Here is a 12,206-nt window from a genome sequence, read left to right as displayed (position 1 = left end):
GATGCGTCCATAGGCTTTTTTCAGACTCTCATAAACGAGTCTTTTCGACTATTCAGAAGTGTTTTTTCGACAGTTTCTCCCGTTGACAGCCTTTGTAAAGTAAACCTATCATTAGGTAAGAGCTTACTTCGTTAAAACTCTTAGTTTATTGCTTTGCGGGGGGAGGAAAATAGGATGCAGGCTATTCGAAAGCGTTATTTCCCCGCGCTTGCCGAGTATATCCGCGGAGGCAAGGATGCATCGTTGATACATGCGAATGAGCTTGGAAAGCAACTGTATGGCTTTCAACCAGAGGAGATCATCGCCGTACATGAAGATTGTATTCAAGCGATTGCTGCTAACGTGGATTCCAAGGACGCCGTTCAAATTTACCATCGCTCCTTCCTGTTCCTGATGGAGTTAATGGTCGCCTGTCGTTTTCGAATGGAAATCAATTCGGACGGTGATATCATCGAGCCGACAGCAGGGCAAAAAATTGAGGCGATGCGCGAAAGAATGATGAGTACTTCCGAATCGTCATTCGAAAAGGTCAAGAATAGGTACGAGAATGTTCTGCAATATATGGACAGCGGCATCGCGTTATTTGATCACGACGGAATTTTGACATTCGTCAATGTTCAAATGGCGAAATTGCTCGACATCCCCCGAAATACGTTAGTGGGGCTCACTGTACGTGGCATTTTACTCCATCCGAAATTAAACATACAAGCCAAAAGAACGATTCTTCGTTTGTACCGTGAGATGATGATCAAGCGCAATCGGTATTACGAATTCCAGCAGAAGGACGGCAAACATTTACTTGCGACTGTTACATATGGAGACCAGCTCGACGGGGAGTACTTATTTAGTGTAAAAGATGTATCCGAATACAAACAAATCGAGCAGAGCGCTCTGCAGAACGACAAACTTGCGATGTTAGGCAAAATAGCAGCGGCGATCGCTCACGAAATCAGAAATCCGCTTACAAGTATAAGAGGTTTCATACAACTGCTGCGTCCATACTTGCTTGAGGTTGGCAAGGAGGAATACGCCAGAATTATTCTTACCGAAATCGACAGAGCAAACGACATCATTTATGAGTTCTTGAATTCGTCCAAGCCTTCTGCTCCGATGAAGCAATCCAAATCCATTGACCTGCTTATTAAAGAAGTCGTGATGCTGACCGAAAGCGAGTCGTTGCTCCGCAATTGCGAGATCGGCGTGGAGTCGCATCTGGAAGATGCTGTCGTATCCATCGACATTAAACAAGTGAAGCAGGTCATGTTGAATTTGGTGAAAAATTCGCTAGATGCTGTCGAGGCTGTACAGAGCGATCGTCGTGGCAGAATCGACATCGTCCTTAACAGTGACGGTCAATATGTCGAGATCATGATCAAGGATAATGGTAAAGGAATGGACAAGATGACGTTGACCAAACTGTTTGATCCGTTTTTTACGACAAAGGAAACGGGAACTGGTCTTGGACTGTCTGTGAGCTATCGGATTATCCGTAATCATGGAGGTACGATCAGGGTAAATAGTAAGATGGACAGCGGCACGGAATTTATTATTTATTTGCCATTAGCGGGATAAACGATTAGAATCGAATCGGGGCTTAGAGCTGTCCGGGTTTGATTCTTTTTTGTTTTGAAGGAAAGCGAGGAGAAACAATGACAACAACATTTACATATGGCGCGAGACAAGAGGGAGCAGCTTCCGTGGATGCCTGGGTGCGCTTCGTCACGGAATCTGAATTAAAGGGAGCTGCAGATACCGGCTCTAGTACTGTATTGGTGCAAGAGAAAATAGACGAGCAGTTACTGAAACGTCATGCGAGAGGGTTGTTCCAAGCCAAATTGGAGCAAGTCGAAGCCATTGCAACGTTAGGCCTATTGTCGCCTCATACGGTCATTGTAGCCGGATATGTACATGATTCGGGTACGGACGGACTACGATTAGCAGCAGCAGCGGCAGCTAAAGCCGCAAAGTCGGCGCGCGCGACTCACATCGAGCTGCAGCTTCATGACTCTACAATGGGGCAGGCGGTGAGTGAGTTAGGCGCCTCCGCAGTCGCACAAGCCATTACAGAGGGATTGCTGCTCGCGCTGCATGAACGTCAGCCGCTAAAGCGTGAAGAAACGAAACGTTTCGCCTTGAAGCATGTCGATCTGGTTTCAGACGGAGCAGCGGAACTTGGTGCTGCTGCAGATTGGGAGGCAGGAATTGCAAGAGGACGCATCGTTGCAGAAAGCGTAGCTTTCGCACGCGATTTGACCAATCTGCCTGGCAATGATTTGACGCCAGAGCGACTGGCGTTCCACGCCGAAGAGCTCGCTAGCGAATTCGATCTTGAAATTGAAGTGATAGACGAATGGACTGCTGCCGAGCAAGGAATGGGCGCTCTGCTCGCCGTAGGGCAAGGCAGTGTTAACCCTCCTCGAATGATCGTGATTCATTATCATGGCGCGCCGGATGCTGCAGAAACTTGGGGAATTGTCGGCAAAGGTGTAACGTTCGATACCGGCGGCATCTCGCTTAAGCGGGCGCCAGGCATGGAAGAGATGATCTCTGACATGGGTGGAGCGGCTGCCGTACTTGGCGCCGTAAGAGCGATTGCGGAGCTCAAAGCGGAGGTTAATGTGATTGCGGTTATTCCGGCTGCGGAGAATATGCCTTCAGATCGTGCGTATAAACCAGGAGACGTGCTTCGGACGATGAGCGGATATACGGTCGAAGTTGTCAATACCGATGCTGAAGGACGGCTGGTGCTTGCCGATGGCGTGACAACAGCAATCCGACGAGGCGCTACGAAGCTAATCGATGTTGCAACGCTGACGGGCGCGGTAATGGTGGCGTTAGGGTATGAGGCTACCGGCGCGATTACGAATCATGATGGATTGCTGCAAGAAGTAAAGGCGGCGTCCATTGCAGCTGGCGAACGGATCTGGGAGCTGCCTGCTTATCCGGAGTTCCGCAAGGCGCTTAACAGCGATGCGGCCGATCTCAAGAATGGAGGCGGCAAATATGGCGGAGCAAGCACAGGCGGGTTATTTATCGGTCATTTCGCTGAAGGATTGCCATGGGTGCATCTCGACATCGGAGGAACGGCTTGGCTGGAGCGGCCGCGAGGCTGGGAGCCCAAAGGAGCAACGGGCGTCATGGTTCGTACGTTAGTAGAGCTTCTAGCGGCGCGAGCAAGAGGGTAATCCGTTTAATTCCCGCCGAGATTGGAAATGAATAGTAGTATGAATGGGATTTCTATCATGCCTTGTCGCGAAATATCGTGAATCTTTCTAAATTATAGCGTGATTATCATCTTATCCATACCTGAAATGGATGAAACCGATGCCAATATGATTATGGAAGACAGGCGTGTAATGTACTAAAATATGAAGGAGCTACGAAACCGTGTTTGTCGCGGTCGACAGCTTCTTCTTTTGGTTTACGGCGCCGGCGTATGGAAACGCCCGCCACAGAAAATAATAGGACGGTTATGAATAGAGAGGGTGGAATTTTCTGCAATGAGCATCCATGATGACCACAATTCATCGCCTTGGAAGAGCTATTATGGACCAAACCTGGGTTATGTCCAGGAGCAATACGAGCTGTTTCTTAACGATCCCAATGCCGTAGAGGCTTCGGTACGCGACATGTTCGTTCAATGGGGCGCGCCACCAACAGATATTGCTAGCACTGTCGCATCTCCGCAGGCAGAAGTTGGCGTAAGAGCAACATCTGCTGCTGTACCAGGTCCGGTCGATAGCAATATGTTGAAGAAGGTCGTTGCTGCGCATCAGCTTATGCTGAACATTCGCCGTTACGGCCATTTAGGTGCGGATATTAATCCGCTTGGCATTAGCCAGGCTGCGGATACGAAGCTGCTCGATCCAGGGACATTTGGACTTACTGAGCAGGATTTGGCCTCCATTCCAGCTTCGCTGATCTGGGATAACGCTCCCGCATCGGTCGCTAACGGATGGGATGCTATTGTCAGATTGCGTGAAATCTACACCCGATCGGCTGCATACGAATTTACACATATCCATGATGAGAACGAGCGCACTTGGCTGAACAAACAAGCTGAGTCTGGTTCGTTCCCGGCTCCTCTCTCGACTCGCGAGAAGGAAGGATTGCTAGAGCGCCTCATGCAGGTTGAGCAATTCGAGAGCTTTATCCACAAAACTTTTGTTGGTCAGAAGCGTTTCTCCATCGAGGGCGTAGATATGCTGGTGCCTGTACTGGATGAGGTTGTCCGTGCGGTAGCTCATGATGGCGCTAATGATATCTTGATCGGCATGGCTCATAGGGGACGTCTAAACGTGCTTACGCACGTACTTGGCAAACCTTACGAGAAGATTTTCTCCGAGTTCCATCACTCCCCTAACAAGGAGCTGGTTCCTTCGGAAGGTTCGATCGGTATTAACTTCGGTTGGAGCGGCGACGTTAAGTACCATCTAGGTGCCGACAGAGCTTTCACAGAAGGCGAAACGGTACGTGCGCGAGTGACACTCGCAAACAACCCGAGCCATCTGGAATTCGTTAATCCTATCGTCGAAGGTTATACGCGTGCAGCGCAGGAAGACCGCAGCAAACCGGGCTTCCCAACGCAAGATTTGCATAAGGCCGTTACGGTTTGCGTGCACGGTGACGCGGCATTTATCGGCGAAGGTATCGTTGCCGAGACGTTAAACTTCAACAATCTGCAAGGCTACCGCAATGGCGGAACGATCCATATCATCGCAAACAACCGTCTTGGCTTCACGACCAATAGCGTAGACTCCCGTTCAACTTATTATGCAAGCGACTTGGCCAAAGGTTTCGATATTCCGATCATTCACGTTAATGCGGACGATCCGGAAGCATGTTTGGCTGCCGTACGCCTTGCTTGCGAATATCGTTTGATTTATAACAAAGGTTTTGTTATCGATCTAATCGGTTACCGCCGTTACGGCCATAACGAAATGGACGATCCGGATGCAACTCAGCCGCTTGTCTACTCCAAGGTTCGTAATCATCCTACTGTAGCCGTACTATACGCAGAACAACTGAAGTCAACGAACACGATCTCGGCTGAGCAGGTTGAACAATTGCGTGAGAAGACGGCTAATGCTCTCCAATCGGGTTATGACGCCATGAAAGCAAACGAAGGCAAAGCGCATGTTCAGATTACTCAGGAGTCAGGCGTTATCGTACCAGAAGACGTGCCAACAGCAGTTCCGATGGATACGCTCAAAGAGATTAATCTCGAGCTGCTTAATCGTCCGGAAGGCTTCACTGAATATTCGAAACTGCAGCGTATTCTTCAACGCCGAGCTACAAGCTTGAACGATGGAGAAAAGCTAGATTGGGCACATGCGGAAACTCTTGCTTTTGCTACGATCCTAGCGGACGGAACATCGATTCGTCTAAGCGGTCAAGACTCTGAGCGCGGAACGTTTGCTCATCGTCACATCATGCTGAATGATAACTCGACGGCTGAGAAATTTACGCCGCTGCATATGTTCCCGCAAGCGAAAGCGTCGTTCGCTGTGCATAACAGCCCGCTTTCGGAGACGGCTGTACTGGCATTCGAATACGGGTATAACGTCTTCGCGCCAAACTCGTTTGTCATCTGGGAAGCACAGTTCGGCGATTTCGCTAACGTTGCTCAAGTTATCTTCGACCAATTTATGTCCGCAGGTCGCGCGAAATGGTCGCAGAAGTCTGGTATCGCAGTCCTTCTGCCGCATGGCTATGAAGGTCAAGGACCGGAGCACTCCAGTGCTCGTCTAGAGCGATTCTTGCAGCTGTCCGCCGACAACAACTGGACGGTTGCGAATCTGACGACATCTGCACAGTACTTCCACTTGCTTCGTAAGCAAGCGGCGATGCTCGGCAGCGACAGTGTGCGACCGCTCATCTTGATGGCGCCTAAGAGCTTGCTCCGCAATCCGCGGGTAGCTTCGCACGGCGTAGAATTCAGCGAAGGATCGTTTAAGCCTGTCCTGCCGCAATTCAGCTTCACTGAAGCGAAAGCAGCCAAGGATAAAGTCAAACGTCTTCTTCTGGGAAGCGGCAAAGTAATGGTAGATCTGGACGAAGCATTATCGTCGAAGGATGAAGCTGATTACGGTTGGCTTCGCGTCGCTCGCGTCGAACAGCTTTACCCGCTGCCGCAAGCCGAGCTGGAGCGTGTTATCAGCCAGTTCCCTAAGCTGGAAGAGATCGTATGGGTGCAAGAAGAACCGAAGAACCAAGGATCCTGGTTGTACATGGAGCCACGTCTACGTGAGCTTGCCCCTGGCAAAGTAAATGTACGTTACATCGGTCGTCCTGACCGCGCAAGTACGGCAACCGGTCATCAAGAAATTCACGTAGCTGAACAGCAATCCATTATTTCATCCGCTTTGAATGGTCAGCCATTCGAATCGAGTCTGGTAAGGGGGTAACATAATCATGGCAGAAATTATCGTTCCAGAATTGGGAGAATCGATCACAGAAGGTACGATTACGAAGTGGTTCGTGAAAGAAGGGGATTCCGTCAATCAAGGCGATGTCCTTCTTGAGCTTGAAACGGATAAAGTTAACATCGAGATCAGCGCAGACAGCAATGGCGTCGTATCCAACATCGCTCGCAAAGACGGTGAGGTTGTACAAGTTGGCGAGGCAATCGGAGCAATTGGAGCTTCGACAGGTGCGGCACCTTCCGCGCCGGCTCCTGCGCCAGCTGTTGAGCCGGCAGCGGCAGCCCCAGTGGCTGCTGCGCCTGCGGCTCAAGCGGTTGCAGCTCCTGTACTGCCATCCTCTGCGGCAGCGGTTAATGCTTCGCCTGCAGCACGTAAGCTAGCGCGCGAACAAGGCATCGACCTTACGCAAGTACAAGGCAAAGACAGTATCGGACGCATCTTCCCGGATGATGTCCGCTCGCATGGACAAGCACCGGCTCCAGTTGCGCCTAAAGCTCCTGCTGCTCCTGCGCCAGCAGCTCCAGTTGCATCGACAACAGGCGGCAAGCCGGTCGAGCGCAAACGTATGTCGCGTCGCCGCGCTACGATTGCTACGCGCTTGGTAGAGGCTCAGCGTACGGCAGCTATGTTGACGACGTTTAACGAAATCGACATGACGGCAATTCTTGACCTTCGCAAACGTCGCAAACAATCCTTCTTCGACAAAAACGAAGTGAATTTGGGCTTCATGTCCTTCTTCACGAAGGCTGTTGTTGGTGCTCTGAAGCAGTTCCCGCTGCTTAACGCAGAGATCGACGGAGATGATATTATCGTGAAGAAATTCTACGATATCGGTATCGCCGTATCTGCTAAAGAAGGTTTGGTCGTGCCGGTCGTACGCGATGCTGATCGTCTGGGCTTCGCCGAGATCGAAAAAAACATCGTCGATCTGGCTAAGAAAGCACGTGCCAATACGCTCGCGCTTAGCGACCTTCAAGGCGGCAGCTTCACGATCACAAACGGTGGCGTATTCGGTTCGTTGCTGTCGACGCCTATTCTTAACACGCCTCAAGTAGGTATTCTGGGCATGCATAAGATTCAATTGCGTCCTGTTGCGATCGACGCTACGACAATGGAGAATCGTCCAATGATGTATATCGCATTGTCGTACGACCACCGTATCGTAGATGGAAGCGAAGCTGTTCGTTTCCTAGTCGCTATCAAAGAAATGCTCGAAGATCCAGAGCAATTGCTGCTTCAAGGTTAATTGACTCGGTCATATAACGGAAAAGAACCGATCCACTTTGTCCCTCGCGGGATGAATGGATCGGTTCTTTGTTGTTTGTCAGGTAGAGGAAGAGGAAGATGTATGATTCAGATTGTGAAGCTTGCGATATCGCTCTGGCGTCATACCCGTATGCTCTTTGAATACGCGGCTGAAATGCGATGAATGTTTGAAGCCAACATCATATCCGATACCTGTGATGCTCTCGTTATCGCTTATGAGTCGCAGCTTGGCTTGATAAACACGGCGATGCATCAAATATTGGAAGATCGTCAAGCCGGTAACCTGTTTGAAGGTTTTGGCCAAATAATATTTGTTCAAATGGAGCCTTGTTCCGATATCCTCCAAAGTGATTTCCTCGTTGTATTGATTCTCTAGATACGAAATGATCGTCTGGACATGTTCCTCCTTGAGGGATGGAAAACTTGTTTTATCTTTGAGAGGCTGGCTGCATAATTCGCTAATGAAAATAAGAAAATCGAGCAACCGGGCTTGAAATCGTTGGTATGACAGCGCTGTGCCTTGATTGTAAAGCTCATCCATCTTGGCGATCGCTTCTTCGGCTTCGCGTTTCACGTCACCCCGAAGCTGTAATCGAACATTCTGCAGCTTGCTGAAAGGCGCTAACAAATCATCTGTATACGAGGGCTGAATATGCTGCTGGAAGTAGATGGGATCTAGGTGAATCGTTGTGCGATGATAAGCGATTTGCGGATCGACATGCGCTTTGTGCAAGGTCATGCCATGCATCAGAAACATATCGCCTGGTTCAAGTGTATATATCTTGTCATTGATCAGATAATTGGCTTTGCCACCGTAGAAATAATAGATTTCGTAGTGGGGATGTGTATGATATTGATGGGCGAAGTTATAGCTGATCGTTGTTCCAAGTGTAATTGGAGCGGCGATGTGATGCTTGATAGTCATCCGATTTCCCCCTTACGGTTTCCCCTTCATTATACACCAACCAGAGTTAAATGAAAGTCGGAATCGGTTAATGCGAATGAAGTGACGAAAACGGTTACCGTGATAAAATGGAGTCATTAAGAAGTAAAGACGGAACACGGTTATCCGGTTCCCTTCAAAGGAGCGTAATTCTGATGAGTAGTGTGCGATTAGGTATTATCGGACTTGGTAATATGGGTAAAGGACATATCGGCTATATCAAGCGCGGAGAAGTGAACGGCGTTCAGCTTGCTGCGGTCAGCGATAGCGCGGAACCGGGTCAAGCGTGGGCGAAGGAAAATCTGGGCAGCGAAGTACCGTTATTCAGCGATCCCTACACGATGATGGATTCGGGTCTCATTGATGCCGTATTAATCGCGACGCCACATTATTCTCATCCTGAACTGGCTATCGCTGCATTCAAACGTAATTTGCATGTGCTCTGCGAAAAACCTGCCGGTGTATATACAAAGCAAGTGCGCGAGATGAACGATGCAGCCGCGAAGACGGACGTAAAGTTCAGCATGATGTATAACCAACGTACAAATCCGTTGTACATGAAACTTAAGGATCTGGTGGACAGTGGAGAGCTTGGCGAGATCAGAAGAACAAATTGGATTATAACCAACTGGTATCGCTCCCAGAGCTATTATGATTCCGGTACTTGGCGTGCAACGTGGGAAGGAGAAGGCGGCGGTGTATTGATTAATCAGGACCCGCATCAGCTCGATCTATGGCAATGGACTATTAACATGATGCCTAAGCGAGTTCGCGCATTCTGCTACTTTGGCAAGCACCGTGATATCGAGGTGGAAGATGATGTTACGGCATTCGTGGAATACGAGAATGGTGCAACAGGCGTGTTCGTGACGTCCACTGGCGAAGCGCCTGGTACGAACCGTCTGGAGATCAGCGGCGATAATGGCAAGGTGGTTATTGAGGACAACAAGCTGACATTCTGGAGATTACGGGTATCTGAGCGTGAATTCAATGCAACGTTCAAAGGTGGATTCGGCGCGCCAGAATGCTGGAAATGCGATATCCCGATCCATGGCACGAATCCAGACCATAAAGGAATCATCCAGAACTTTGTGAACGCGATTCTTCATGATGAAGCGTTGATTGCACCGGGCGCGGAAGGAATTAAAGGGCTAATGTTATCCAATGCCATGCACCTGTCGACCTGGACCGATAACTGGGTAGACCTGCCGATCGACGAGGAGTTGTATTATTCGTACCTTCAGCAGAAAATTGCAGAATCCAATAATCGTAAAGGGGTTATCGTATGAGCAAATCTGATGGCATGAACTACGCGCCAAAGGGGGAGTCCAAACAAGTAGTCGCTCCAGGCGAATTTATATTTGCTGCGACGAATTTGGATCACGGGCATATCTACGGGATGTGCAACGGTTTGATCGAAGCAGGCGGTGAGCTGAAGTGGGTCTATGATGCGGATCGCACAAGAGCAGAGGCTTTCGCGCAAAAGTATCCTGGCGTAACGGTTGTATCGTCACTGGAGGCGATACTTGATGATAGCGATGTGCAGCTCGTCGCAGCAGCAGCCATTACATCGGAGCGCGGCCCACTCGGCGTACGTGTTATGCGCAGCGGCAAACATTATTTTACGGACAAAGCGCCGTTCACGACGCTCGAGCAACTGGAAGAAGCACGTGTCGCAGCTGCCGAAACCGGCAAGAAATACGCAGTATATTATAGTGAACGGCTGCATGTAGAGAGTGCGATTTATGCTGGCGAGTTGATTCATCAAGGGGCGATTGGCCGAGTTGTGCAAGTGCTTGGTCTCGGACCGCATCGACTTAATGCACCATCGCGTCCCGACTGGTTCTTCAAGAAGGAGCAATACGGCGGCATCCTGTGCGATATCGGCTCGCATCAAGTTGAGCAGTTTCTATATTTCACAGGTAATAAGAACGCCACAGTTGCAGGTAGCAAAGTCGCCAATTACACGGCGAAAGATTATCCCGAGCTCGAGGACTTTGGTGATATGACGTTGATAGGCGAGAATGGGGCAACAGGATACTTCCGAGTGGATTGGCTGACGCCAAACGGACTGGGAACTTGGGGCGATGGACGTACGTTGATTCTAGGTACGGAAGGATACATCGAGCTTCGCAAGTACATTGATGTGGGCAGAGAGTCGGAAGGCGATCAATTGTACCTTGTCAATGGAGAAGGGGAACAGCATCTTCGTCTCAAAGGCAAAGTGGGCTTCCCATACTTCGGAGCTTTGATACTTGATATTATCAATGGCACCGAAAACGCGATGACGCAAGAGCATACCTTCAAAGCAGCCGAGTTGTCGTTGATTGCGCAGCGTGACGCGGTTAAAGTAGAAGGGTAATGAATAGAGGGCCGGGCATATCCAATGCCCGGTCCCTACAACGAGAAGAGCGGCATCCCGGACCAAGTAGTGAGGTCTGCGGGAGCCGCTCTTTTATGATTAAATGAGGACGTGAGATTGCGGGAAGCTCTTAGAAGTAGATCGCTTTACCCGTTTTGGCCGATTCGTAGATCGCCTCGAGAATTTGGGAAACGACGTAAGCCTGCTCCGGTGTCACAACCGGGTCGGTATCTTCGTCGATTGCTTTAATCCACATTCTCATCTCCAGATCGGAATCCTTCTCCGATTTTCCTTCGTAGAATGCAACGCCGCCAGCATTGAGGTCGATCTCTTTCGTGAACAGACGACTATGTTGCTCGCCGTTGATACGAAGGCCACCCTTCATGTCAGCCCCGCCTTCTGTGCCGCTTAGCGTACATTTGGCTTCATCTACTTCAAGCGTATTAAGTGCCCAGCTGGATTCAAGCACGATGGTTGCGCCATTCTCCATGACGATCATGCCGAATGCGGAATCTTCTACCGTGAATTGTGCTGGATCCCATGGTCCCCAAGCATTAGCTGCATTCTCGCGTCCGGACAGCTTGTGGAAGGATTGACCAAGTACAACTTTCGGTTTGTAGTTGTCCATCATCCAGAGCGTCAGATCAAGTGCGTGCGTGCCGATATCGATGAGCGGGCCGCCGCCTTGTTTTTCTTCATCGAGGAATACTCCCCATGTCGGAACGGCACGGCGGCGAACCGCATGCGCCTTCGCGTAATACACCTCGCCAAGCTCGCCTGCTTCGCAGACTTGCTTCAGGATCTGGCTGTCTGTCCGGAAACGGTTGTTGTAGCCAACAGTCAATTTTTTGCCGGTGCGTTTAGCAGCTTCCAGCATGCGGCCAGCATCGCTAGCGGTCTTGGCCATAGGCTTCTCACTCATGACATGTTTGCCGGCTTCCATCGCTGCAATCGCGATATCGGCATGAGAGTCGTTAGGCGTACATACGTGTACGATGTCGATCGTAGCATCCTTAAGCAGTTCCGTATAATCAGTGTATACACGTGCACCTTCAGCACCATACTGGGCCGCTGCTTCTACTGCACGCTCTTCGACGATATCGCAGAACGCTACCATCTCTACATTTTTTAGATGTTTAAGACTTGGCATATGTTTGCCGTTTGCAATACCACCGCAGCCGATAATAGCTAGCTTGTACGTTTTGGACAT

Annotated in this window: 8 protein-coding genes; 6 read left to right on the top strand and 2 right to left on the bottom strand. The window is 49.9% G+C overall.

Translation table 11 applies throughout. The annotated features are described in order from the left end of the window. Positions 1–174 precede the first annotated feature (174 nt). The 4 genes from ACX1C1_RS26120 to odhB all read left to right on the top strand — a co-directional run bounded on the left by ACX1C1_RS26120 (position 175) and on the right by odhB (position 7,671). On the top strand, positions 175–1,572 hold the full coding sequence (locus ACX1C1_RS26120; protein WP_458955031.1) for an ATP-binding protein: 1,398 nt from the start codon (positions 175–177) through the stop codon (positions 1,570–1,572). Between the two features lie 77 nt (positions 1,573–1,649). Beyond that, positions 1,650–3,185 carry a leucyl aminopeptidase gene (locus tag ACX1C1_RS26115; RefSeq protein WP_458955030.1) on the top strand — a complete coding sequence of 512 codons (1,536 nt, stop codon included), beginning with the start codon at positions 1,650–1,652 and terminating at the stop codon, positions 3,183–3,185. Positions 3,186–3,500: 315 nt separating this feature from the next. After that, positions 3,501–6,407 (top strand): 2-oxoglutarate dehydrogenase E1 component, encoded by a 2,907-nt coding sequence (locus ACX1C1_RS26110; RefSeq protein ID WP_458955029.1) that lies wholly within the window; start codon positions 3,501–3,503, stop codon positions 6,405–6,407. A 7-nt stretch (positions 6,408–6,414) separates the two neighbouring features. Further along, positions 6,415–7,671: a 2-oxoglutarate dehydrogenase complex dihydrolipoyllysine-residue succinyltransferase gene (odhB, locus tag ACX1C1_RS26105; RefSeq protein ID WP_458955028.1), complete on the top strand. Its 1,257-nt coding sequence runs from the start codon at positions 6,415–6,417 to the stop codon at positions 7,669–7,671. Between the two features lie 78 nt (positions 7,672–7,749). Here the strand turns inward: odhB and ACX1C1_RS26100 are convergent, their stop codons facing one another. Continuing rightward, positions 7,750–8,616 carry a helix-turn-helix transcriptional regulator gene (locus ACX1C1_RS26100; RefSeq protein ID WP_458955027.1) on the bottom strand — a complete coding sequence of 289 codons (867 nt, stop codon included), beginning with the start codon at positions 8,614–8,616 and terminating at the stop codon, positions 7,750–7,752. Positions 8,617–8,789: 173 nt separating this feature from the next. On the opposite strand from ACX1C1_RS26100, the gene ACX1C1_RS26095 reads away from it, so the two are divergent. Together ACX1C1_RS26095 and ACX1C1_RS26090 are read left to right on the top strand one after the other, a co-directional pair. Continuing rightward, positions 8,790–9,923 carry a Gfo/Idh/MocA family protein gene (locus tag ACX1C1_RS26095; protein WP_458955026.1) on the top strand — a complete coding sequence of 378 codons (1,134 nt, stop codon included), beginning with the start codon at positions 8,790–8,792 and terminating at the stop codon, positions 9,921–9,923. Beyond that, a complete protein-coding gene (locus ACX1C1_RS26090) occupies positions 9,920–10,996 on the top strand; it encodes a Gfo/Idh/MocA family protein (RefSeq protein WP_458955025.1) in 1,077 nt (358 codons plus the stop codon). Before ACX1C1_RS26095 ends, ACX1C1_RS26090 begins: the two co-directional genes overlap by 4 nt. 130 nt (positions 10,997–11,126) lie before the next feature. Here ACX1C1_RS26090 and ACX1C1_RS26085 read toward each other — a convergent pair whose 3' ends face one another. After that, positions 11,127–12,206 (bottom strand): Gfo/Idh/MocA family protein, encoded by a 1,080-nt coding sequence (locus ACX1C1_RS26085; RefSeq protein ID WP_458955024.1) that lies wholly within the window; start codon positions 12,204–12,206, stop codon positions 11,127–11,129.

It is taken from the genome of Paenibacillus sp. strain BS8-2, from assembly GCF_054483835.1.
Note: the sequence above shows the minus strand (reverse complement) of the source record. Positions and strands in the feature narration are given on the sequence as shown.

Excerpts from the sequence above, each read along its gene's own strand:
- ACX1C1_RS26090 (WP_458955025.1), top strand. The coding sequence starts at position 9,920 with ATGAGCAAATCTGATGGCATGAACTACGCGCCAAAGGGGGAGTCCAAA.
- odhB (WP_458955028.1), top strand. The coding sequence starts at position 6,415 with ATGGCAGAAATTATCGTTCCAGAATTGGGAGAATCGATCACAGAAGGT.
- ACX1C1_RS26110 (WP_458955029.1), top strand. The coding sequence starts at position 3,501 with ATGAGCATCCATGATGACCACAATTCATCGCCTTGGAAGAGCTATTAT.
- ACX1C1_RS26120 (WP_458955031.1), top strand. The coding sequence starts at position 175 with ATGCAGGCTATTCGAAAGCGTTATTTCCCCGCGCTTGCCGAGTATATC.
- ACX1C1_RS26095 (WP_458955026.1), top strand. The coding sequence starts at position 8,790 with ATGAGTAGTGTGCGATTAGGTATTATCGGACTTGGTAATATGGGTAAA.
- ACX1C1_RS26085 (WP_458955024.1), bottom strand. The coding sequence starts at position 12,206 with ATGTCCAAAACGTACAAGCTAGCTATTATCGGCTGCGGTGGTATTGCA.
- ACX1C1_RS26115 (WP_458955030.1), top strand. The coding sequence starts at position 1,650 with ATGACAACAACATTTACATATGGCGCGAGACAAGAGGGAGCAGCTTCC.
- ACX1C1_RS26100 (WP_458955027.1), bottom strand. The coding sequence starts at position 8,616 with ATGACTATCAAGCATCACATCGCCGCTCCAATTACACTTGGAACAACG.